This is a genomic window from Polaribacter pectinis (assembly GCF_014352875.1).
GTDB lineage: Bacteria > Bacteroidota > Bacteroidia > Flavobacteriales > Flavobacteriaceae > Polaribacter > Polaribacter pectinis.
The window spans coordinates 3,099,808-3,123,328 of sequence record NZ_CP060695.1; the positions used below are offsets into that span (position 1 = coordinate 3,099,808).

18 protein-coding genes are annotated in these 23,521 nt (G+C 30.4%); 11 read left to right on the forward strand and 7 right to left on the reverse strand.

What is annotated here, in order from left to right:
- Nucleotides 1-51: 51 nt before the first annotated feature.
- Both thrA and H9W90_RS13910 read right to left on the reverse strand, forming a co-directional pair.
- Complete coding sequence (gene thrA / locus H9W90_RS13905; protein ID WP_187482181.1) at nucleotides 52-2,490, reverse strand: bifunctional aspartate kinase/homoserine dehydrogenase I; 2,439 nt, start codon at nucleotides 2,488-2,490, stop codon at nucleotides 52-54.
- A gap of 317 nt (nucleotides 2,491-2,807) precedes the next feature.
- Nucleotides 2,808-4,370, reverse strand: coding sequence for a hypothetical protein (locus tag H9W90_RS13910; protein WP_187482182.1), 1,563 nt, complete (start codon nucleotides 4,368-4,370; stop codon nucleotides 2,808-2,810).
- 132 nt (nucleotides 4,371-4,502) lie between these two features.
- Between H9W90_RS13910 and H9W90_RS13915 the strand changes: the two genes are divergently transcribed.
- From H9W90_RS13915 to H9W90_RS13950, 8 genes are all read left to right on the forward strand, one after another.
- Nucleotides 4,503-5,678, forward strand: coding sequence for a 2-isopropylmalate synthase (locus H9W90_RS13915; protein WP_187482183.1), 1,176 nt, complete (start codon nucleotides 4,503-4,505; stop codon nucleotides 5,676-5,678).
- A gap of 98 nt (nucleotides 5,679-5,776) precedes the next feature.
- A complete protein-coding gene (gene leuB / locus H9W90_RS13920; protein WP_187482184.1) occupies nucleotides 5,777-6,898 on the forward strand; it encodes a 3-isopropylmalate dehydrogenase in 1,122 nt (373 codons plus the stop codon).
- A 463-nt stretch (nucleotides 6,899-7,361) separates the two neighbouring features.
- Complete coding sequence (gene ilvD / locus H9W90_RS13925) at nucleotides 7,362-9,038, forward strand: dihydroxy-acid dehydratase (RefSeq protein WP_187482185.1); 1,677 nt, start codon at nucleotides 7,362-7,364, stop codon at nucleotides 9,036-9,038.
- A gap of 101 nt (nucleotides 9,039-9,139) precedes the next feature.
- Nucleotides 9,140-10,873, forward strand: coding sequence for a biosynthetic-type acetolactate synthase large subunit (ilvB, locus tag H9W90_RS13930; protein ID WP_187482186.1), 1,734 nt, complete (start codon nucleotides 9,140-9,142; stop codon nucleotides 10,871-10,873).
- An 88-nt stretch (nucleotides 10,874-10,961) separates the two neighbouring features.
- The gene (gene ilvN / locus H9W90_RS13935; RefSeq protein ID WP_187482187.1) at nucleotides 10,962-11,492 is read left to right on the forward strand and encodes an acetolactate synthase small subunit; all 531 of its coding nucleotides are present in this window, start codon (nucleotides 10,962-10,964) and stop codon (nucleotides 11,490-11,492) included.
- Between the two features lie 58 nt (nucleotides 11,493-11,550).
- A complete protein-coding gene (gene ilvC / locus H9W90_RS13940; RefSeq protein ID WP_187482188.1) occupies nucleotides 11,551-13,026 on the forward strand; it encodes a ketol-acid reductoisomerase in 1,476 nt (491 codons plus the stop codon).
- A 73-nt stretch (nucleotides 13,027-13,099) separates the two neighbouring features.
- Nucleotides 13,100-14,362 (forward strand): threonine ammonia-lyase IlvA, encoded by a 1,263-nt coding sequence (gene ilvA / locus H9W90_RS13945; protein WP_187482189.1) that lies wholly within the window; start codon nucleotides 13,100-13,102, stop codon nucleotides 14,360-14,362.
- Nucleotides 14,363-14,529: 167 nt separating this feature from the next.
- Nucleotides 14,530-16,122 (forward strand): NADP-dependent glyceraldehyde-3-phosphate dehydrogenase, encoded by a 1,593-nt coding sequence (locus H9W90_RS13950; RefSeq protein WP_187482190.1) that lies wholly within the window; start codon nucleotides 14,530-14,532, stop codon nucleotides 16,120-16,122.
- A gap of 94 nt (nucleotides 16,123-16,216) precedes the next feature.
- Here H9W90_RS13950 and H9W90_RS13955 read toward each other — a convergent pair whose 3' ends face one another.
- From H9W90_RS13955 to H9W90_RS13970, 4 genes are all read right to left on the reverse strand, one after another.
- Nucleotides 16,217-16,888, reverse strand: a complete 672-nt coding sequence (locus H9W90_RS13955; protein ID WP_254712501.1) for a YiiX/YebB-like N1pC/P60 family cysteine hydrolase — start codon at nucleotides 16,886-16,888, stop codon at nucleotides 16,217-16,219.
- 200 nt (nucleotides 16,889-17,088) lie between these two features.
- Entirely contained in the window at nucleotides 17,089-17,571 is a 483-nt protein-coding gene (locus tag H9W90_RS13960; protein ID WP_187482191.1) for an ABC transporter ATPase, read from the reverse strand.
- Between the two features lie 90 nt (nucleotides 17,572-17,661).
- A complete protein-coding gene (locus tag H9W90_RS13965; RefSeq protein ID WP_187482192.1) occupies nucleotides 17,662-18,273 on the reverse strand; it encodes a thioredoxin family protein in 612 nt (203 codons plus the stop codon).
- A gap of 59 nt (nucleotides 18,274-18,332) precedes the next feature.
- Nucleotides 18,333-19,277: an NAD-dependent epimerase/dehydratase family protein gene (locus H9W90_RS13970; RefSeq protein ID WP_187482193.1), complete on the reverse strand. Its 945-nt coding sequence runs from the start codon at nucleotides 19,275-19,277 to the stop codon at nucleotides 18,333-18,335.
- 178 nt (nucleotides 19,278-19,455) lie between these two features.
- On the opposite strand from H9W90_RS13970, the gene H9W90_RS13975 reads away from it, so the two are divergent.
- Both H9W90_RS13975 and H9W90_RS13980 read left to right on the forward strand, forming a co-directional pair.
- Nucleotides 19,456-20,109, forward strand: coding sequence for a hypothetical protein (locus H9W90_RS13975; RefSeq protein WP_187482194.1), 654 nt, complete (start codon nucleotides 19,456-19,458; stop codon nucleotides 20,107-20,109).
- Nucleotides 20,110-20,115: 6 nt separating this feature from the next.
- Nucleotides 20,116-20,643 carry a nuclear transport factor 2 family protein gene (locus H9W90_RS13980; RefSeq protein ID WP_187482195.1) on the forward strand — a complete coding sequence of 176 codons (528 nt, stop codon included), beginning with the start codon at nucleotides 20,116-20,118 and terminating at the stop codon, nucleotides 20,641-20,643.
- Nucleotides 20,644-20,710: 67 nt separating this feature from the next.
- Here H9W90_RS13980 and H9W90_RS13985 read toward each other — a convergent pair whose 3' ends face one another.
- The gene (locus H9W90_RS13985) at nucleotides 20,711-21,184 is read right to left on the reverse strand and encodes a regulatory protein RecX (protein WP_187482196.1); all 474 of its coding nucleotides are present in this window, start codon (nucleotides 21,182-21,184) and stop codon (nucleotides 20,711-20,713) included.
- Nucleotides 21,185-21,247: 63 nt separating this feature from the next.
- On the opposite strand from H9W90_RS13985, the gene H9W90_RS13990 reads away from it, so the two are divergent.
- Entirely contained in the window at nucleotides 21,248-23,482 is a 2,235-nt protein-coding gene (locus tag H9W90_RS13990; RefSeq protein ID WP_187482197.1) for a DUF8693 domain-containing protein, read from the forward strand.
- The last annotated feature ends 39 nt before the right edge of the window (nucleotides 23,483-23,521 follow it).

Below are 23,521 nucleotides of genomic sequence, written 5' to 3' on the forward strand. Positions count from 1 at the left end.
TTTTTTTACTGAATACTGCTTACTGGCGACTGCCTACTGAATACTGCCAACTTATTTAGTAGTTCTAATTATATCAGCAAAAATACCTGAAGCAGTAACATCTGCACCAGCCCCAGCACCTTTTATAATTAAAGGGTTTTCTGGATATCTATCTGTGAAAAATAAAACAATATTATCACTTCCTTCTAAATTATAAAAAGGATGGTCTGAAGGAATGTGTTGCAAACCAACATTTGCTTTTCCGTCTGCAAATTCTGCGACATATTTTAAACGACAATTTTTGTCATTTGCTTCTTTAAATATTTGTTGAAAATGTGCTTCGTTCTTTGTCAAAGAAGCATAGAAATCATCATTATTAGAAGTGTTTAAACTTTCTTCTGGAAGAAAAGCGTTTTTAGAAATATCGCTTAATTCTAAATCGTAACCACTTTCTCTGGCAAGAATTAAAATTTTTCTGGCAACATCAACTCCACTTAAATCAATTTTTGGATCTGGCTCTGTATAACCTTCTTTTTGTGCCTGTTCTACAACATCATGAAAAGTTGAATTTTCATTAAAATTATTAAACACAAAGTTTAAACTTCCAGATAATACTGCCTGAATTTTATGAACTCTATCACCAGAATTAATCAAGTTTTTTAAAGTATCTATAATTGGTAAACCTGCACCCACATTCGTTTCAAACAAAAATGGAGCGTTGTATCTTCTTGAAACTTCTTTTAGCGTTTTATAATTATCTAATAAAGAAGCACAGGCAATTTTATTACATGTTACAACGCCAATACTTTGTCTTAAATAACTCTCATAAACTTCAGAAACTGCTTGGTTTGCAGTATTATCTACAAAAACGCTATTTCTTTGGTTACATTCTTTAGTTTTGTTGAAAAACTTCTCTAAACTTGTTGGTTCTCCTTTTTCTAAAAGCTCTTTCCAGTTTTTTAAATCGATTCCTTTTTCATCAAAAACCATTTTTCTAGAGTTGGATAAACCAATCACACGAACTTTTAGTTTTAAATTATTTTTTAAGTGTTTTTTCTGTTGGTCTAATTGCGCTAAAAATCGCTCACCAACATTACCTACACCAGTAACGAAAAGGTTTATTTGTTTAATTTTTTCTTCAAAAAATTGTTCGTGCAACGTATTTAAAGCTTTTTTTGCATCACTTTTATTAATTACTGCAGAAATGTTTTTCTCTGTAGAACCTTGGGCAATTGCTCTAATATTCACATTATTTTTCCCCAAAGAGCTAAACATTTGTCCGCTTAAACCTTGGTGATTTTTCATATTATCACCAACCAAAGCAATAATACATAAGTCTTGCTCTAATTTTACAGGATTTACTTTTTGCTTTTCAATTTCAAACTCAAAAGTTTCATCAATTACTGCTTTCGCTTTCTGTGCATCTTCATCAGCAATACCAATACAAATTGATAATTCTGACGAAGCTTGAGTAATTAAAATAATATTGATATTATGAAAAGAAATTGCTTCAAATAAACGTTTAGAAAAACCAGGAATTCCAACCATTCCACTTCCTTCTAACGTAATTAAAGTAATGTTTTCTATATGGCTAATTCCTTTAACAGGCTTGTTATTGCTTGTTTCTTGTGCAATTAAAGTTCCTTCTTCTTCTGGCTTAAATGTGTTTTTAATCCAAATAGGAATTTCCTTTTTCAGAACTGGTTGAATTGTTGGCGGATAAATAACTTTCGCACCAAAATGAGACAATTCCATTGCTTCGTGATAAGAAATATGAGGAATAGGAAACGCCTGTTTTACAACACTTGGGTTGGCAGTAAACATTCCAGAAACGTCCGTCCAAATTTGCAATTCTTCAGCATTTACAGCAGCAGCAATAATTGCAGCAGTATAATCAGATCCTCCACGTCCTAAAGTTGTCGTTTTTCCTTCAATTGTTCTTCCTACAAAACCAGGTAAAAGTGTAACTTGTTTCTGATTTCCATCAAAAAAAGCTTCAATATTTTTATTTGTTTCTGCAAAATTTACGCTTGCATTTAGGTAATTATCAGAAGCAATAATTAGTTCTCTACTATCTTTATAACCTGTTTCAAAATTGCTATTTGCAGCTTTTGCAATAATATAAGAAGATAACAACTCACCAAAACTTGATATTGTTGCCAATGTTTTAGGTGTTAATTCTTGTAATAAGTAACAACCTTGGTAAATAGTTTCTAAATGATTGAAGAGTTCTTTTACATACTCAATAACTTCAGATCGGTTTTCTGAAGGAATTAACTCTGAAATTACATCAAAATGATGCGTTTCTAACTTTTCTAATACTGTTTTATAAGATTCATTTTTTGCAGCTGCTAAATTAGCACCTTCAATTAAAGCGTTTGTTGTTTTACCGAAAGCAGAAACTACAACTGCAATTTTAGATGCTTTTGAAGTTTTTTCAACAATTGCTAAAACTTTTTTTATGTTTTCTGAATTTGCGACTGACGAACCGCCGAATTTTAATACTTTCATTTGTAATGAATAGTTTGTGTAATTTATTTTTTTATTGCGCTAATTTCGATGTTATTCGAAATAATATATGACCTAGACTGATATAAATATAGAAAACCCCTAAAGGGTAATTGTTGTAGAAATGCGCGTAATATTTCCCATAGAAATACCCACTATAGAAATAGTTTTAAAGGTTTTTATGTTAGATTTTGAAATATTCACAAAGCAAAAGTATTATTAATATTTAATTTGCCCTTGTATAATGTAGATTATTTTTGTTTTTAATTCAATTTATGCGAAATTGATAAAATTGAGTTCTTGAAAATAAAAATATCTAATTATTTACCTGATAGATTTATCTTTTCTTTAATAATTAAAGCTATGGGTTTGTTCTCAATTTTACTTTCTAACCACGACAAAATATCTAAATATAAGAAAGCTCTTTTTTCATACGGGTGATTTTCGAACTTCTTTAATTTGATGTGAATCTTCTTAAATTCTCCTTTAATTTCATGTGGAAAAACATCACTTAAATCTCTAATAGAAGTCAGAAATACTTTCTGAACCTCTTGTAAGTTTTCCATTTTTAGTAAGAATTTGTAAGTATCTAAAAATTGTCTTTCTAAATCGTAGTCTAAACCACATTCATAATGTGCAATTAAGTTTAAAATACGTGCAAAACATTGTAAATCTTCTGCTGACCCTAAATTTTTAGAATGAATTATCTTTTGCAAATAAGTAATACATAATTCATTTTTACCCATACCAAAATACAAACAGGCAATTTTGTAATAAAGCATTACAATGTAATGACTATCTAGTCTGTTTTTGTATTTGTTTATTTTTTCATTTATAATATCTACTAAATATTCTCCTTCAGAAAAAGTACCTTCTAAAAAGTGTAAGTGTAATTTATTAGCGTATAAATATTGAAAAATTAGTAACTCTGTGTTTGTGTTTAAAGGGATTTTTTTCAGCTCGATATCTTCTTCAAATAGTACTAATTCTTCTTTAAAAGTAGATACTTTTTTTACAAAGAAAGAAGCTTCTAAAAGGTAGTTTATTCCCTTTAGATAAAAAACAGGATGTAATACAATTAGTTTTTGATTTTCTTTAAATAAATCTACCCATTTGCTAGCGTACTTGTAGCTTTGTAAGAAATCTTGAATTAAAAAACTATGCCATAAATGTGCTTTATATAACCATAATTTTTCTCTAAAACCTAATTTTTGATAGTTGTATTTAGGCAATCTATCTTCAAAATAAGTATTTACAAATTGTAACTCTTTCTCGTTTTTTACATAACCATTTTGTAATAAATGACTATATAATTGAAGCGATAAGTTAGATAATTTACTCGCAATTACATTCTGCTGACTTAATTCTTTTGCCTGTACAGAAAGCTGGTCTGCTCTATTACTTAAACTTCTGGTTATGTATTGTGTTTCAATAACTTTTTCTAGCTCTACAATTTCGTAGGCAATATTTTTTTCTTCATTATCTAAAGCTAAATTTTTAGCCTTATCTAATAATTTTAAGCTTTGTTTATATAATCCTTTTTGATATAAAACCGTTGCAAAATCTAATTGTTCTCTAATTTGAATTCTGATGTTTTTATGAGCAGGATTTAAACGAAGACTAATTAAAATCTGTTTGTATAAATGTGCCTTTAAGTTAGATAATTGTTGTTTAGAGACAATTCCGCTTCCAATAATTACCTTTTCATCGTATACTTTTAGCTTTTCTAAAAATTTGAATAAAGAGAAAAATTTTGCATCGATATTACCACCCAATCTTCCTACATAAAGATTAAATTGCCTCTTTTCTGACTTTGTTAAAGACTTAATAAGTACAAAAAGAGCATCATTTTGTTGACTGGCGGATGTAATGTTTTTACTCATAATACATTGTTAACTAGGTAGTTAATTAATGTTGTGTTACTTTAGAAATCGTGATTCTTTAAATAACAAGATTTAGATTGAAAAGGCAAGATATATATTTGATTTATAATAAAGACAATCTTTACAGAAATTATGCAAGACAATCAAGTACAAATTTTCGACACAACATTAAGAGATGGAGAGCAAGTTCCTGGATGTAAGTTAGATACAAGACAGAAATTAGTAATTGCTGAAAGGTTAGATTTATTGGGAGTAAATGTAATAGAAGCTGGTTTTCCGGTTTCAAGCCCAGGAGATTTTAATTCAGTTTCAGAAATTGCAAAAATTGTAAAAAATGCTACAGTTTGTGGTTTAACTAGAGCTGTAGAAAATGATATAAAAGTAGCTGCTGAAGCATTAAAATATGCAAAACATCCAAGAATCCATACAGGAATTGGAACGAGCGATTCTCATATAAAATTTAAATTTAATTCCACAAGAGAAAAAGTTATTGAAAGAGCTGTAAAAGCAGTTTCTTATTCAAAATCTTTTGTAAATGATGTAGAATTTTATGCGGAAGATGCAGGTAGAACAGACAATGAGTTTTTAGCAAGAGTTTGTGAAGCAGTTATAAAAGCTGGTGCAACTGTGTTAAATATACCAGATACAACAGGATATTGTTTGCCAGAAGAATATGGTGCAAAGATGAAATATTTACGTGAAAATGTAAAAGGAATCGAAAATGTAATTCTTTCTTGTCATTGTCATAATGATTTAGGAATGGCAACCGCAAACTCAATTGCGGGAGTTATAAATGGCGCACGTCAAATAGAATGTACAATTAACGGAATAGGAGAAAGAGCAGGAAATACAGCTTTAGAAGAAGTTGTAATGGTGTTGAAACAGCATCCATATTTGAATTTAGAAACATCTATAAATACAAAATTATTGTACGATACTTCTATTATGGTTCGTGAAAGTATGGGAATGCCTGTGCAACCAAATAAGGCAATTGTGGGTGCAAATGCATTTGCTCATAGTTCTGGAATTCATCAAGATGGAGTTATAAAAAACAGAGAAACATACGAAATTATGGATCCTGAAGATGTTGGAGTAACTGAAAGTGCGATTGTTTTAACTGCAAGAAGTGGTAGAGCAGCATTGGCTTACAGAGCAAAAAAGATTGGGTATGAACTAACTAAAGTTCAGTTAGATGTAGCTTACACTGCTTTTCTAAATACAGCAGATAAACAAAAAGAAGTAAGAGACGAAGATATTCATGATATTATGAAAGAAGTTAGTAAAACGTCTAAAATAGCAACAGCTTAAAAAAAATAGAGTAATTTTGTCTTCAAGAGTAGCTATGTGTTTTTAAATTAAAACGATAGCTACTTTTGTCCACAAGAATATGTAGTAAAATTAAGAGTATGAAATACACAATAGCAGTAATTCCAGGAGATGGTATTGGGCCAGAAGTAACCAATCAAGCAAAAAAAGCATTAGATGCAGTTGCAGAAGTGTACGATCATATTTTTTTATACAAAGAAGCTCAAATGGGTTCTTGTGCAATAGATGCAACAGGAAATCCATTACCAGAAAAAACAATTGAAATTTGTAAAAAAGCAGATGCAATTTTATTTGGAGCAATTGGCGATCCAAAATACGATAACGATCCGTCATTAAGAATTAGGCCAGAACAAGGTTTATTGCGATTAAGAAAAGAATTAGATCTTTTTAGCAACATAAATCCTGTAAAAGCATACGATCAATTAATTAAAAATTCGCCTTTAAGAAGAGAAATTATTAAAGGAACAGATATTCTTATTTTTAGAGAATTAACAGCCGGAATTTATTTCGGAAAAAAAGAAACAAGCAAAGATGGTAAAAGCGCATACGATGTTTGTTCTTATTCAGTTGATGAAATTTCAAGAATTGCACATTTAGCATTTAAAGCATCTCAAAGCAGAAAAAATAAAGTGACTTTAATCGACAAATCGAACGTATTAGAAACTTCGAAATTATGGAGAAAAACGGTTACAGAAATTGCAAAACAATACAAAAACGTAGAGTTAGAACACATGTATGCAGATAATGCTGCAATGAAGTTAATTTTAAACCCAAAAAAGTTCGATGTAATTCTTACAGAAAACTTTATTGGAGATATAATTTCAGACGAAGCAAGTGTAATTTCAGGCTCAATTGGTTTGTTGGCATCCTCTTCAATAGGAGAAGATAATGCTTTATTTGCGCCAGTTCATGGTACTTTTCCAGAAGCAACAGGCAAAGATATAGCAAACCCTTTAGCGTCAATTTTGTCTGCAGCTATGATGTTAGAGCATTTTGGTTTAGAGGAAGAAGCAGATGCAATTAAGAGAGCTGTAGAAAAATCTTTGGACTTAAACATATCTACCCAAGACATAAAAGGGAAAAATAAATACCCAGCAGCAACTTCTAAAGTTGGAGATTTTATTTCAGATTATATTCTAAATCAAGAAGATAGTAATATTAACTTTATGAATATTCACGCGGGTCAAAGTACTATTATTTAATTTTTTTTGTAGCTATTTCCAGCTTTCCATTATATCTTTTTTATGAAAAATAAAAAAGGATGCCATTTCAATCTGGGCTAAACTTGTTTGCTGGCAAATAGAAGAAAATTTAAAAAAGTAATTATTTATTAGTTTTATTAAATAAATAATTTCAATATTTGTCATTCAAATGAGAAACCAATTATCAAATATTATTTCTATTATTATTGTCATCGTAATTATTACGACATGATAAGGAAGTAGTATTTATATATTTTATAAAGCAAACCTTCCTGTAAAATGGAAGGTTTTTTTATGGAAATATTTCAACATTTGAACATCATAATAAGAAGTAGTTAAGTAGCAATAAATCAAATAGTTAAGTGTTTTTTTGAATACCTGAATTTAAAGGTTTATAATGAAGATTATTTAACAAAAATGTAAAAACATAGTAATTTAGACAACAAATTGAACAAAACAGTAAATGGAATTAAATAAACACAGCAAAAGATTAACACAAGACGAATCTCAACCAGCATCTCAAGCAATGTTATATGCAGTTGGTTTGTCGGATGAAGATATGAGCAAAGCGCAAGTTGGTATTGCAAGTACAGGTTATGATGGTAATCCATGTAACATGCACTTAAACAATTTGGCTGCAGAAGTAAAAGTGGAATCTAAAATTGCAGGTTTAGTCGGTTTAGGATTCAATACAATTGGAGTTTCAGACGGAATTTCAATGGGAACATCAGGGATGAATTATTCATTAGCTTCCAGAGATATTATTGCAGATTCTATAGAAACTGTTATGAATGCACAAAGTTACGATGCATTGGTTTCTGTGGTTGGTTGTGATAAAAATATGCCAGGAGCCGTTATTGCAATGTTGCGTTTAAATCGTCCGTCAATTATGATGTATGGAGGAACAATTGCATCAGGAAATTATAAAGGAAGAAAATTAAATATTGTTTCTGCTTTTGAAGCTTTAGGTCAAAAGGTGGCAGGAGAAATAGAAGAAGAAGAATACAGGGAAATCATTAAGAGAGCAATTCCAGGAGCAGGAGCTTGTGGAGGAATGTACACTGCAAACACAATGGCTTCTGCTATTGAATGTATGGGTTTTGCATTGCCATACAACTCGTCAATTCCTGCTGAAAATCCGAATAAATTATCGGAAGCAGAAAGAACAGCTTTAGCAATAAAAAACTTATTAGAATTAGATCTAAAACCTTTAGATATCATTTCTAAAAAATCTTTAGAAAATGCCATTGCAATTGTAAATGCTTTAGGTGGTTCTACAAATGCAGTTCTACATTTTTTAGCAATTGCGCACGCTGCAGATATCGAATTTACTTTAGAAGATTTTCAAAGAGTTTCAGATAGAACGCCATTAATTGCAGATTTAAAACCTTCTGGAAAATATTTAATGGAAGATGTTCATGGAGTTGGAGGAACACCAGCAATTATGAAATATTTATTAGACAATGGTTATTTACATGGAGATTGCATGACTGTTACAGGTAAAACTTTAGCAGAAAATTTAGCAAATGTAGAAGCAATGGAATTTGAAGATCAAGATGTAATTTATCCAAAAGATAAAGCATTAAAATCATCAGGAAATATTCAAATTATATATGGAAATCTTGCAACAGAAGGTGCTGTAGCTAAAATTTCTGGAAACGAAGGTTTATTATTTGAAGGAAAAGCAGTTGTTTACGATGGAGAACAAGCAGCAAATACAGGTATTTCTAATGGAGAAGTAGAAAGAGGAGATGTAGTCGTCATTAGGTATGTTGGACCTAAAGGTGGACCAGGAATGCCAGAAATGTTAAAACCAACTTCTTTAATCATGGGAGCAGGTTTAGGAAAATCTGTAGCTTTAATTACAGATGGTCGTTTTTCTGGAGGAACTCATGGTTTTGTGGTCGGACATATTACACCGGAAGCACAATCTGGAGGCGCAATTGGTTTGATAGAAACTGGCGATAAAATTAGAATTAGCGCAGAAGATAACTCTATAAACGTTTTACTTTCTGATGAAGAATTGGCAGAAAGAAAATCGAAGTGGGTTGAGCCAGCATTAAAACACAACAAAGGAATTTTATATAAATACGCAAAATCAGTAGCATCAGCTTCAAAAGGTTGTGTAACTGATTTGTAAATAAGAAAACAGAAAAAAGAAGCAAGAGAAAAGAAAAAAGAGACAGCTTGGAAAAATCTTTATTCTTTTATCTCTTTTCTTTCATCTAAAAATAAAAATATATGGAAACACAAACCATAAAAAACACAGATAAAGCTACTAAAACTACAGAATATATTTCTGGAAGTGAGGCAATTGTTAGATGTCTTATAGAAGAAGGAGTTAAGATTTTATACGGTTATCCAGGAGGCGCAATTATGCCTGTTTATGATGAATTGTATAAATATCAAGATAAAATTCACCATGTTTTAACACGTCATGAGCAAGGTGCAACACATTCTGCACAAGGTTATGCAAGAATTTCTGGTGAAGTTGGAGTTGCAATGGCAACTTCTGGACCTGGAGCAACAAACTTAATAACAGGAATTGCAGATGCACAGATAGATTCTACACCAATGGTTTGTATTACTGGGCAAGTTTTTTCTCATTTGTTAGGAAGTGATGCGTTTCAAGAAACAGATATTGTTGGTATTTCTACACCAGTAACAAAATGGAATTGTCAAGTTACCAAAGCAGAAGATATTCCAGAAGCAATTGCAAAAGCATTTTACATTGCAAGAAGTGGAAGACCAGGGCCAGTTTTAATTGATATAACAAAAGATGCTCAAATAGAAAAATTCGATTTTTCTTATGAAAAGTGTACGAAAGTTAGAAGTTACGTTCCAATTCCTAAAACAGTAGAAGGTTCTTTAGAAGCTGCTGCAAAGTTAATTAATGAAGCAAAGAAACCATTAGTTGTTTGGGGACAAGGAGTAATTTTAGGGAAAGCAGAAGAAGCATTTAAAGCAGTAATTGAAAAAGCAGGAATTCCTGCTGCATGGACAATTTTAGGAGCTTCAGCAATTCCTACAAAACATCCTTTAAATGTTGGTATGGTTGGTATGCATGGTAATTATGCACCAAATGTCCTAACAAATGAATGTGATGTTTTAATCGCAATCGGAATGCGTTTTGATGATAGAGTTACAGGAAAATTAGATGAATATGCTACACAAGCAAAAGTAATTCACTTTGAAATTGATCCTGCAGAAGTAAATAAAAACGTAAAGGCAGATGTTGCAGTTTTAGGCGATGCAAAAGCGACTTTAGAAGCTGTTTTGCCTTTAATTAATAGTAATTCTCATTCAGAATGGCATCAAAAATTTAAAGATTTATATGCTATTGAATACGAAAAAGTAATAAAAGACGACTTACATCCAACCAAAGAAGGTTTAACAATGGGTGAGGTTTTAAAAGAGATAAATATTCAGAGTAAAGGAAACGCAGCAATCGTATCAGATGTTGGTCAACATCAAATGATAGCTTGTAGATATGCAGAATTTAATAAAACTAAAAGTAACATTACTTCTGGTGGATTAGGAACAATGGGCTTTGGTTTGCCAGCAGCAATTGGAGCAAAAATGGCTGCGCCAGAACGTGAAGTAGTTTCTATTTCAGGTGATGGAGGTTACCAAATGACAATTCAAGAATTAGGAACTATTTTTCAGCAGAAAGCTGCTGTAAAAGTGGTGGTTTTAAATAATGATTTTTTAGGAATGGTGCGTCAATGGCAACAACTATTTTTTGAGAAACGTTATGCATCTACAGAAATGATAAATCCTAATTTTGTGGCAATTGCAGAAGGTTATTATATCAAAGCAAGAAAAGTTACTAAAAGAGAAGATTTAGCAGAGGCCGTTAAAGAAATGATGGAAAGCAAAGAAGCATACTTTTTAGAGGTTTGTGTAGAAAAAGAAGGAAATGTATTTCCAATGATTCCTACAGGAGCAAGTGTTTCAGACGTAAGATTAGAGTAATAAAATTAGAGCAAAGAATAGAGAACAAAGATTAAAGAGAAGAGTGGCAACTTTGTAACTTTAAACTTTAAACCTTGAACTTAAAAGTATGAGTACAGAAAAACAATTATTTACCATATCAGTTTATACTGAAAATAATATTGGATTGTTGAATAGAATTTCAGCAATATTTCAAAGAAGACACATCAATATAGAGAGTTTAAATATTTCTCCATCTGAAATTGAAGGGGTTGCTAAATTTACTATTGTTGTAAATATGATTGAAGAAAATGTTAAGAAAATCATTGGTCAGATAGAGAAACAAGTAGAGGTTATTAAGGCATATTATCACGATTTAGATGAAATTATTTATCAAATTTCAGGATTGTTTAAAATTAAATCTGAATTATTGTTTGAAGAACGTCAAATTCAGAATATAATTAAAGAAAGTAATGCCAGAATTGTTACTGTTAACAAAGAATTCTTTGTATTGGAAAAATCTGGTAAAAAAGAAGAAATCATTGAACTATACAATGAATTAAGTCCTTTTGGAATTATGCAATACACACGTTCAGGATTAATAGCAATATCTAAAGACGAAATGAAAATTTCAACATTATTAGAAACATACAACAACTAAAAATAGATTAAAGAGTAAAGATTTTTCTTTATGCTTATCAAAAATTAAAACAAAAAAAATGTCAAATTATTTTAACACATTAACATTAAGAGAGAAATTAGAACAATTAGGAAAATGTCGTTTTATGGACGCTTCAGAATTTGAAGACGGAGTAAGCGCATTAAAAGGGAAGAAAATTGTTATTGTGGGCTGTGGAGCACAAGGATTAAACCAAGGATTAAATATGAGAGATTCTGGTTTAGATATTTCTTATGCTTTAAGACAAGCAGCAATCGATCAAAAAAGACAATCATTTAAAAATGCAACTTCTAACGATTTTAAAGTTGGTAATTATGAAGATTTAATTCCGTCAGCAGATTTAGTTTTAAATCTTACTCCAGACAAACAACATACAAATGCAGTAAATACTGTAATGCCTTTAATGAAAAAAGGAGCAACATTATCGTATTCTCACGGTTTTAATATTGTGGAAGAAGGAATGAAAATTCGTAAGGATTTAACGGTAATTATGGTGGCTCCAAAATGTCCTGGATCTGAAGTTCGTGAAGAATATAAAAGAGGATTTGGTGTACCAACTTTAATTGCTGTGCATCCAGAAAACGACCCAGAGAATAAAGGTTGGGAACAAGCAAAAGCTTATGCAGTAGGAACTGGAGGAGATAGAGCTGGAGTTTTAGCATCTTCTTTTGTTGCAGAAGTAAAGTCTGATTTAATGGGAGAACAAACTATTTTATGTGGTTTGTTACAAACAGGAGCTATTTTGTCTTTCGATAAAATGGTAGAAAAAGGAATCGAGCCAGGTTATGCTGCAAAATTAATTCAATATGGTTGGGAGACTGTAACTGAAGCTTTAAAGCATGGAGGAATCACAAATATGATGGACAGATTGTCTAATCCTGCAAAAGTAGAAGCTTTTAGAATTTCTGAAGAATTAAAAGACATTATGCGTCCATTATTCCAAAAACATATGGACGATATTATGACAGGTCATTTCTCTAAAACCATGATGGAAGATTGGGCAAATGATGATGTTAATTTATTAAAATGGAGAGCTGCAACAGGAGAAACTGCTTTCGAAAAGCAAGAAATTACTTCGGATGAAATTTCTGAACAAGAATATTTCGACCATGGAACTTTATTAGTTGCTTTTGTTAGAGCTGGTGTAGAATTGGCTTTTGAAGCAATGACAGAATCTGGAATTATTGAAGCTTCAGCATATTACGAATCTTTACACGAAACGCCATTAATTGCAAATACAATTGCAAGAATGAAATTAGCAGAAATGAATCGTGTAATTTCTGATACAGCAGAATATGGTTGTTATTTATTCGACCACGCTTGTAAACCTCTTTTAACTGATTTTATGAAAACAGTTGATACAAATATTATTGGAAAGAAATTTACAGATTCTAATGAGGTTGATAATCAAGAATTGATTAGAATTAACAGCATTATTAGAAATCATCCAGTAGAAAAAGTTGGGGCAAAATTAAGAGCTTCAATGACAGCAATGAAAGTTATAAAATCTGCTTAATTAATAAAGATTTTAACACTTATAAAAACCTGTCAGAATTTAAATCTGACAGGTTTTCTTTTTACATTTGACTATGCAAACGAAACCAATTTATTTCCCAAGTTTAGAAAACATAAAAGCTGCTGCCAAGAAGTTAGAAGGTGTTGCTTACAAAACTCCTTTAAACGTAAATATTAATCTTTCTAAAGAATTAGAGGCGAATATTTTATTTAAAAGAGAAGATTTACAAGTGGTTCGTTCTTATAAAATTAGAGGTGCTTACAATAAAATGTCTTCTTTAAATGCAGATGAAAAACAGCGAGGAATTGTTTGTGCAAGTGCAGGAAATCATGCACAAGGAGTTGCTTTGTCTTGTAAATTATTACAGATAAAAGGAACTATTTTTATGCCTTCGCCAACACCAAATCAAAAAATAAGCCAAGTAAAAATGTTTGGAGAAGATTTTATTGATGTGGTAATTGAAGGCGATACTTTCGACGATGCTTTTAACGCAGCAACTTTAGAATGTGATGCAAAAAAGAAAACCTTTATTCATCCTTTTAATGATGAAAAAGTAATAGAAGGACAAGCAACAGTTGGTTTAGAAATTTTAGAACAAACTGATAAAAAAATAGATTACGTTTTTGTACCAATTGGTGGTGGAGGTTTGTCTGCAGGATTATCATCTGTATTTAAAAATCTATCTCCAGACACAAAAATAATTGGGGTAGAACCAGAAGGCGCACCTTCTATGTTAACATCAATAAAGAATAAAGAAAACACTTTTTTAGCTGAAATAGATCCTTTTGTAGATGGAGCAGCAGTAAAAAAAGTGGGCGATTTAAACTTTGCTATTTGTCAGCAAAATTTGCATAATGTAATTACAGTTCCCGAAGGAAAAATATGTCAGACTATTTTAGATTTATACAACAAAGACGCTATTGTTGTAGAACCTGCAGGTGCTTTAAGTATTGCAGCTTTAGTTTTTTTTAAAGAGGATATAAAAGGGAAAAATGTAGTTTGTGTAGTTAGTGGAAGTAATAACGATATTACAAGAACAGCAGAAATTAAAGAACGTGCATTATTGTATGCGAATTTAAAACATTATTTTATTGTAAAATTTCCACAAAGAGCAGGAGCTTTAAAAGAATTCGTGGCAGAAATTTTAGGTCCAAATGATGACATCACTCATTTTGAATATACCAAAAAAAGCAACAGAGCAAATGGTTCTGCAGTGGTTGGTTTAGAGTTGAAAACATCTGCTGATTTAGCACCTTTAATCGAAAGAATGAAGAATCGTAACTTTTTTGGAGAGTACTTAAATGACAAACCAGATTTGTTTCAGTTTTTAGTGTAAGTATTAATTATGCGATTCAAATAAGATGAAAACCCGAAAACCTTTTCGTCTTTTAAAAGACAATAGAGGTATTTTACGGTTATTTTTAGTTAATTTTGATACGTAAATACGTCTAAATATTTACGACAAATCAATCAATTTTTAGACAAATTATTAAATTTCAAATTATGAAGAATACTTTTAAAGAAATTCCGAACGAATATAAAATTACTTCACTTGTAAACCAAAATACATACTTGGTTGGTGGTGAATTAAAAGAATGGAAAGGCGCAAATGCGGAAGTTTATTCAACAATTTCATCAACAAAAGAATACAAACCTACATTATTAGGAACAGTTCCAGATTTAACTGCAGATGAAGCAATAGAAGCTTTAAATGCTTCTTTAAAAGCTTACGATCAAGGGCAAGGTTTATGGCCAACTATGAAAGTAGAAGGTAGAATTGCAGCCATGGAAAAGTTTGTGGTTCAAATGAAAACCAAAAGAGAAGAAATTGTAAAATTATTAATGTGGGAAATTGGTAAATCTTTACCAGATTCTCAAAAAGAATTCGATAGAACTGTAGAATATATTTACGATACGATTGAAGATTACAAACAAATGGACAGAGATTCTGCGAAGTTTGAAAAAAACAGCGGAGTTCACGCACATATTAGAAGAGGTCCTTTAGGAGTTGTTCTATGTTTAGGACCTTATAACTATCCTTTAAATGAAACTTTTGCATTGTTAATTCCTGCTTTAATTATGGGGAATACAGCCATTTTTAAACCAGCAAAACATGGAGTTTTATTATTATCACCTTTATTAGAAGCGTTTAGAGATAGTTTTCCTGCTGGAGTAGTAAATATTATTTATGGTAGAGGTAGAGTTTTAGCGACACCAATCATGAAAACTGGTAAAGTTGATGTTTTGGCTTTAATAGGAAACAGTAAATCTGCAAATGCGATTCAGGCAAATCATCCACAGAAAAATAGATTGCGTTTAGTTTTAGGTTTAGAAGCTAAAAATCCAGGAATTGTTTTACCAGATGCAGATTTAGATTTGGCAATTAACGAGTGTATTGCAGGTGCAACTTCTTTTAACGGACAACGTTGTACTGCATTAAAAATATTATATGTTCATGAGCATATTGTAGATGAATTTAACAAGCGTTTTGCAGCAAAAGTAGATGCTTTAAAATTTGGTAATCCTTGGGAAGATGGCGTAAAATTAACACCATTACCAGAACCAGGAAAACCAGCATATATTCAAGAACTAATTGACGATGCTACTGCAAAAGGAGCAAAAGTGATTAATAAAAAAGGAGGTGAAACGACTGAAAATTATATTTTTCCGGCAGTTTTATATCCTGTTTCTAAAGATTCAAGAGTTTTTGATGAAGAGCAATTTGGTCCAGTTACACCAATCGTTTCATTTAAAAATATTCAAGAGCCTTTAGATGATATGGCTGCATCCAATTACGGACAACAAGTAAGTGTTTTTGGTAGCGAAGTAAAAACGTTAGCGCCATTAATAGACACTTTAGTAAACTTGGTTTGTAGAGTTAACTTAAACAGTGCAGCACAAAGAGGACCAGATGTGTATCCTTTTACAGGAAGAAAAGATTCTGCAGTTGCTACTTTAAGTGTGCATGATGCTTTGCGTTCTTTCTCAATTAGAACTTTTGTTGCGGCTAAAGATACAGAGTATAACAATGCTATTTTACAAGAATTGTTAGATAAAAAAGTGTCTAATTTTATTAGTACAGATTATATTTTATAATAAAATTAGAAGTTATAAATATTGAAAAACCTCCAGAATATGGAGGTTTTTTTGCTTTTGATAAAATGCTAACTATAGCTAATATTGATTTAGCTTATTCTTTCTCATAATCATGCACAAACTTTATGTGAGGACTGCTTGCCATTAAGTTAGGGTTTGTTCCTTCAATTCCTTCAGGAATTGGCTGGTTGCGTGTTTTGTAATAAGTTACCCAACTTGACATTGGATTTCCTGTACTGTCGTTAAATGTCATTGGATGAGTAAGAAAAGGAATAGAATCTGTTGGTATATTTTGAGTAGAAAACATTTTATAAACTAATTCAGAGCAATAATAAGAATCGTCATTCCATAAAAAAATATCATCATAAGGTGTATTTAATCTTTCGATTCCATACACTATTGCTTTAGAAATATAAGGTTGGTAATATTTATCTAATCTTGCAACCGTGGTTTGAGATTTGTTAAATTTATTTTTATTTCTATTCAGAAACTTTTTTAAAGGAGTTTGGCAAATTCCTTCTTTTGGTATTGCCTCCAGTACAAACCATTTTTCATCTTTTTGCATTGCTATTCCAACATGCGAATAGTTTCTAGAAAGTGAAGTAGCTGTTACTTTTTTAATTGCGTTATCTATTTCGTCTGTTCCAGTATTTTGAAATAGTAAATCTCCTTGTTTTATCTTAAAATCATTTTGATTGCTATTACAACTGAACAAAACAAAGGAAAATATAAGTAGGATATAAGTTTGTTTTCGGGTATTATGCATGATTATTTTGTTGTTAATTTTTAGAGTAGGTCAAAATTATTAGCAATTTTAATGCTAATATAAAATCGTTTAGATAGCTTATATTGGTTGTTAGCGAAATTATAAGAAATTAAGTTTATGAGCAACTTAAATTCTTAACTGCCAATTATGAAGTTTACTAGATGTATGCAAAATTAAAATTAGGAACTAGTAAAAAGATCTTACAAAAATCTACGATACCAGCTTTCTTCAATAGGAATTTCCCAAAAATTATCAAAATCTTGTTTAGTTGTAATTAGATTGTCAAAAATTATGGTTTTGGCAGTAACTGCTTTGTTCTTTAATAACTTTTTGAAGTCTTTTAAATCTTTGTATTGCACAAACTCACCTTGTTTAAAACAAACATTCATCTTGTCTAGCAATTCAACTTCATAATCATTCTGAAGCTCTAAAATAAAGGATACAGAAGCATCTATTTCAGTATTTTTTAATGGTGAAGCTTCATCATCTGCAACTAGAACTATAAATCTATTGTAAAGAAATTTATAGGAAGCTTTAAAATTTTCATCATCAGCTCTCCAATTTTCTATGAAATTTTTCACTTTTTCTTCAATCTCCTCAATTTCATTAGGATAGAATTTTCTGCTAGAAGGATAAATCCACACTTTAGCATCATCAGGAATTGAACTATAATCTACAAACATTTGTTTATTTTAAAATGCAAAGGTACAGAAAAGAAAAACCGCAAACTGATAAAAATCAACTTGCGGTTTTAAGTTTTTATTAAAATACGTTTAAACCTCTTTAAGTGCAGTTTTTTTTACAAGTTGTATAAAATCATCTTGTACACTTTGTCCTTTGTTTTTGTTATACCAAACCTGCAGTTCTTGTTTAAATTCGGCGTTTAAACTTCCATGTTCGGCTTTATAATCTGCTACCATTTTAGTAGCAATAGTTGGTCTTGGTCCCCAAGTGTTTAAAACGTTGTTTTCTTTATCTAGCGCAATTAATTTAGGAATAGATCTACCGCCATTTGTTAAAAACAAATCCATCAATTCTAAATTATCATCACGTAAAACTATTTTTAGGTTAATGTTTTCGTTTGTACTTGCAATTTTATTAATTACAGGTAAGTTTTGTGCAGCATCTCCACACCAACCTTCAGAAATTACCAGCCAAGTTTGTGGTTCTTCTACTTTTTTAATTTCTTTAATTGTTTCCTCAGACAGTTTTATAGTCTTATCTAAACGTTTCATTCTTCTGTCGTTTAACATACTATAATTTGTTAACGCATCAGATTGTTCAGAACCAGTAGATTTTCCTTCCTCTAATAAATTTTTTACTAAATCTATGTACTCTTGATATGTGAGTGTTTTTTGTAAACTTTTTTCTATGATATTTTTCATAATAAATACTTCTAAATTCAACTTTTTAGACGTTAAAAACACTAAAACTTACAACAAATTTATTCTGCTTTTAGATTGCTAATAATATCTTCTGTCATCGATTCTAAATCGAATTTTGGATTCCAATTCCAATCTTGTTTGGCATCATTATCATTGATTGAAGAAGGCCAAGAATCTGCAATTTCTTGTCTAAAATCTGGTTTGTAAGTTATAGTAAAATTAGGAATGTGTTTTTTAATTTCTAAAGCAATTTCTTTTGGTGTAAAATCTATTGCAGCTAAATTATAAGCTGATCTAATTTTTACATCTTTTGGTTTTGCTTGCATAATTTTTATAGTTGCTTCTACAGCATCATTCATGTACATCATTGGCAAACGTGTGTTTTCTGATAGAAAGCATTCGTAATTTCCATCTTCAATAGCTTTAAAATAAATGTCTACAGCATAATCTGTTGTGCCACCACCAGGTTTTGTTTTCCAAGAAATAATACCAGGATAACGCAAGCTTCTAACATCTACACCATATTTTTTATGATAGTAATTACACCAAAACTCACCAGAAAGTTTACTAATTCCGTAAACTGTAGAAGGTTCCATAATAGTTTTTTGTGGCGTATTTTCTTTGGGAGTTGTAGGTCCAAAAACAGCAATAGAACTTGGCCAATACACTTGTTTAATATGTTTTTCTTTTGCTAAATCTAAAACTGCTAACAAAGAGTTCATATTTAAATCCCAAGCTTTTTGTGGGAACTTCTCTGCAGTTGCAGACAACATTGCCGCTAATAAATATACTTGAGAAACATTGTATTTTTTTATGACTTTTAAAATGGTTTCTTTGTCTGTTGCATCAATCAACTCAAAAGGTCCAGAAGACATCATTTGGTTGTTTCCTTCTCTTATATCTGAAGCAATTACATTATTGTTTCCGTATAAAACACGCAGTCTTTGGGTTAGTTCGTTTCCAATTTGACCACTTGCACCTAAAACTAAGATGGTTTCACTCATTTTTTAAAATTATATTTTTATCAAAAACAAAGGTAATTAATTTAGGTATTCGTAATTAATATTCGCTAAAATAATTATTCAATAATTTTAGAATTAAAATTGTGTTATTTGTTAGTATTTTCTTAAAATAAATGTGGATGCTTTTAAATTATGTATTTTTACTTTTTTAAATTCAATTGTGAAAAATATAGCTTACATAATATGTTGTTTTATCTTTTTTTCTTGCGGAAACAAGCAAAAAGAAAGTGCCGAGAATGAACAAATTAAACCTTTGTTAAGTGTTGTAAAAGAACATAAACCTTCAGAAAGTATAAATCCTACTTTTAGAAAAGAGGTAGAAAATTGGCAAGAACTAAATGCTGTAAATTCTTTTTTACAGAAGTTTGAAAAAGCATCACCAAACGAAGTTTTAAGTAATGCTTTAGAATTAAGAGATTTAGTTAAAGGTCTAAAAGATAGTGTAAAACCTAGTATTTTTGACATTCCTTCTTTTAACGCCAGAGTAAATATTCTTAATAATGAAGTTTTAAGATTGGCAGATTTAACATTTATACCAGCTATAAAAACAGAAGAAATTAATGCGCAAGTAGATAAGACTATAGTTGCTTTTTCTGCAGTAAACACTAAAATAAATACCATTCTTTCTAAAAAACGTTTTGAAGATGCAATTGATGTAAATTTAGATTTTATTGGAATAGATTCAACAAAAATTGATAGTATTTCTAAAAAATCTATAGAGGATATGATAAAGGAAAAAGACTTAAAGAAAAAGGTGCAATATGAAGGTCCGCCTATTGATTATAAAGCAAAAAAAAAGAAAAGTAGAAACTAATAAATTATGAAAAATATCTTAATCTTTCTTACATTTTCGTTGATTTTATTTGGTTGTAACCAAAAAAATGAAATCAAAACTTTAGACTTAAAAACAAAATCTCTTCATAAAAAGAAAATAAGTAAAGTGCTAAAAAATTGGCATCAAGCAGCTTCTAAAGCAGATTTTAATAGTTATTTTGATAAAATGGATGATAATTCTGTTTTTATAGGAACAGATGCAACAGAAAACTGGAACAAAAAACAATTTGAAGCCTTTAGTAAACCATATTTTGATAAAGGAAAAGCTTGGAGTTTTACAACTTTAGAAAGAAATATTTTTATAAATAACACAGGTGATTTTGCTTGGTTTGATGAATTGCTAAATACCCAAATGGGAACTTGTAGAGGTTCTGGAGTTTTAGAAAATATTAATAATTCTTGGAAAATTAAACATTATGTATTGTCCGTTTCAATACCAAATGAAGATATTGAAGCAGTAATTTCTGCAAAGAAAAAGAACGATTCTATTTTCTTGAAAAGATTTCAAAAATAGTTTTATTTGAATTCTCTTTTTTGCTAAAAAACGAATTACAGATTATCGTTTTTTAGGAAAGTTGAAACTACGAAACAACTTCATTTACTACTTTGTAAATTAATTCATTTTCGAAGCCTTTACGCATTAAAAAGTCAATTAATTTTTTCTTCCTTTTGTAAATATTTGGTTCAGAAATTACTTCATTTCTATTTTCTGTAATTCTGTAAATGGTTTCAATGTATTCTGTTTCATCAATTTCTTTTAAAGCCGTTTTTATATTATAGGCAGAAATATCTCTAAACTTCAATTCTCTTACAATTCGTTGTTTTCCCCAGTTTTTTATTCTGAATTTCCCTCTGGCAAAACTTTTTGAAAAACGTTCTTCGTTTAAAAAATTATCTTTCATTAAACTTAAAAGAATCATTTCTCTAGCTTCAGGAATTAAATTATAATCGCGCATTTTTTGCTCTACTTCTTTGTGACATCTATCTTGATATACACAATAGTTTTCTAATTTGCGTTTTAATTCATCAACCGTAAAAGATTTTTTTAATTTCATATAACTTTAACACACAATAATTTAATTCTTTTTACTTTTGCATTTTATAAAACATTCCCACTTATGAAAAGAAAAATAACATTTATTCTATTCATTTTACTTTCAAATATACTGTTTTCTCAAACAACATTACAAGCTGGTGATATTGCTTTTTTGCAGTATAATTCTACAGGGAATGCAGGTACAGAAGTTATGAAATTTGTAGCTTTAAGAAGTATGGAATCTGGAACGACTATTAATTTTACTGATAATGGTTGGTATAGTAATAATACTTTTAGGACTACTGAAGGTGTAGATGTTTGGACTGCAGCTACAGACATTTCATGTGGTGAAATAATAACTTTTACATTTACGAACATTTCTTTAAATACAAATGGTGGTGATCAAGTAATTGCTTATCAAGGTACTTTAGCCTCTCCTTCTTTTGTGTATGCCTTAAATTCAAGAGGTCCAAGTGGTCAATGGCAGCCAATTTTTTTACCAGGAGAATCTAACGCTACAAAAAAATCCGCTCTACCTTTAGGTTTAGAAGATGGTGAAACAGCAGTAGCTTTAATACATCAAGATAATTACAAGTATAATGGTTCAACTGCTGGAACAAAAGCTCAAATTTTAAAAAGTATTTCAACCAAAGGTAATTGGATAGCTAATAATACTACAAACCAAACTTTTGGAGGTACCTTTAAATCTACTTATAGTGCAGGTACTTGGAGTATTCCTGGCTCAGAATTTGTGTTTACAATTATAGATGATAATTACACAGCTACTCCTTCTACAGAATTCGAAACATGTACTTGCCAAGTAAATTCAGGAAATACATTAACAGTAAATAATGGAGCAACAGTTACTGTAGATGAAGATATTAAAAACAATGGAACAATTATTGTGGAAAGTGGAGGTTCTGTTGTACAAGTTATATCAGATGGTATGAATTCTGGTACAGATTATACAGTAAAAAGAGAAACAAGTTCTCAATCTTCTGCCCACGTTTTTACTTATTGGTCTTCACCAATAACATCTGCAACTTTTGCAGCGGTTGCTACAAGTGCACATTTGCTTTATTCTTTTGATGCAGGTTCGCAAAGTTATATATTAGGAAGTCCTGCTACAGCTATGAACCCAGGAATTGGATATTCTTTAGAAGGGCCAAGTTATGGTACTTATCCAGGCCCTCAACTTGCAACTTTTACAGGCGCTCCATTTAACAATGGAGATATTCCTGTTGCTTTAGGTTTTACTTCCGATGGAAATGCAGATAACGATTGGAATTTAGTAGGAAATCCTTATCCTTCAGCAATTGATGCAGATACTTTTTTAGATGACAATGTTGCAAATATTGGTGGGACAATTTATTTTTGGACACATAATACCCCAGAAGATGGTACAGAAGCAAATACAGAAGATGATTATGCAATGTATAACAGTGTTGGTGGTGTTGGTGCAGGTAGTGCAGCAGCTACAGGAGGTGCAGTACCAGATGGTAATATAGCCTCTGCGCAAGGTTTTTTTGTACAAGCATTGTCTAGTTCTTTAAACTTTACAAATAGAATGAGAATTGCTGGGAATAATACTTCTTTCTTTAGAAGTAGTTCAACTAAAAAACAAAAAGAAGAAACCACAGATAGAATTTGGTTGAATATAAACAATGAAAAATCATTTAGTCAAATTTTAATTGGTTTTTTAGAGGATGCTACAGACAATGAAGACAATAAATATGATGGTATACGTTTTTCTGGAAAATCGAGCTTAAACCTATACTCAATTTTAAATGACAAGCACTTTGGTATACAAGGAAAATCTCCTTTAAAAGAATCTGAAATTATTCCTTTAGGTTTTTCTTCTGATACTTTTGGAGACTTTACCATTTCTATTGATAAAGTTGAAGGAAAAATAGAAAATACTACTGTTTATATAGTAGATAAAAATTTAGATATTGCTCACGATTTAAAATATTCAGATTATGTTTTTTCAACTTTTGAAGACGGAGAATTTAATGATCGTTTCTCTCTTGTTTTAATTGCTGAAGGTGGTAGTTTAGACGTTGATGATAATAGTGAGCTGGTAAATAATATTCAGATTCAAAATCAAACAAATAGACTTGTTTTAAAAACTTTAAATAACAATGTTATTACTAATGTGGCTATTTATAATTTATTAGGAGAAGAAATTTTTAAATCAGAAAATGATACTTCTAATATTATAATTGATTCTAAAAACTTAAAATCGAACTCTATTTTTATAGTGAAAACGATGTTGGAAAATGGCAAATTGTTAGTAAACAAAGTCTACAAAAACTAATTGATATTTAACAAAATTAAAAAGGGTTAAAACTGAATA

What these genes read in the sequence shown, in the direction of transcription:
- thrA (WP_187482181.1), bottom strand. Translation starts at nt 2,490, where the DNA reads ATGAAAGTATTAAAATTCGGCGGTTCGTCAGTCGCAAATTCAGAAAAC.
- H9W90_RS13910 (WP_187482182.1), bottom strand. Translation starts at nt 4,370, where the DNA reads ATGAGTAAAAACATTACATCCGCCAGTCAACAAAATGATGCTCTTTTT.
- H9W90_RS13915 (WP_187482183.1), top strand. Translation starts at nt 4,503, where the DNA reads ATGCAAGACAATCAAGTACAAATTTTCGACACAACATTAAGAGATGGA.
- leuB (WP_187482184.1), top strand. Translation starts at nt 5,777, where the DNA reads ATGAAATACACAATAGCAGTAATTCCAGGAGATGGTATTGGGCCAGAA.
- ilvD (WP_187482185.1), top strand. Translation starts at nt 7,362, where the DNA reads ATGGAATTAAATAAACACAGCAAAAGATTAACACAAGACGAATCTCAA.
- ilvB (WP_187482186.1), top strand. Translation starts at nt 9,140, where the DNA reads ATGGAAACACAAACCATAAAAAACACAGATAAAGCTACTAAAACTACA.
- ilvN (WP_187482187.1), top strand. Translation starts at nt 10,962, where the DNA reads ATGAGTACAGAAAAACAATTATTTACCATATCAGTTTATACTGAAAAT.
- ilvC (WP_187482188.1), top strand. Translation starts at nt 11,551, where the DNA reads ATGTCAAATTATTTTAACACATTAACATTAAGAGAGAAATTAGAACAA.
- ilvA (WP_187482189.1), top strand. Translation starts at nt 13,100, where the DNA reads ATGCAAACGAAACCAATTTATTTCCCAAGTTTAGAAAACATAAAAGCT.
- H9W90_RS13950 (WP_187482190.1), top strand. Translation starts at nt 14,530, where the DNA reads ATGAAGAATACTTTTAAAGAAATTCCGAACGAATATAAAATTACTTCA.
- H9W90_RS13955 (WP_254712501.1), bottom strand. Translation starts at nt 16,888, where the DNA reads ATGCATAATACCCGAAAACAAACTTATATCCTACTTATATTTTCCTTT.
- H9W90_RS13960 (WP_187482191.1), bottom strand. Translation starts at nt 17,571, where the DNA reads ATGTTTGTAGATTATAGTTCAATTCCTGATGATGCTAAAGTGTGGATT.
- H9W90_RS13965 (WP_187482192.1), bottom strand. Translation starts at nt 18,273, where the DNA reads ATGAAAAATATCATAGAAAAAAGTTTACAAAAAACACTCACATATCAA.
- H9W90_RS13970 (WP_187482193.1), bottom strand. Translation starts at nt 19,277, where the DNA reads ATGAGTGAAACCATCTTAGTTTTAGGTGCAAGTGGTCAAATTGGAAAC.
- H9W90_RS13980 (WP_187482195.1), top strand. Translation starts at nt 20,116, where the DNA reads ATGAAAAATATCTTAATCTTTCTTACATTTTCGTTGATTTTATTTGGT.
- H9W90_RS13985 (WP_187482196.1), bottom strand. Translation starts at nt 21,184, where the DNA reads ATGAAATTAAAAAAATCTTTTACGGTTGATGAATTAAAACGCAAATTA.
- H9W90_RS13990 (WP_187482197.1), top strand. Translation starts at nt 21,248, where the DNA reads ATGAAAAGAAAAATAACATTTATTCTATTCATTTTACTTTCAAATATA.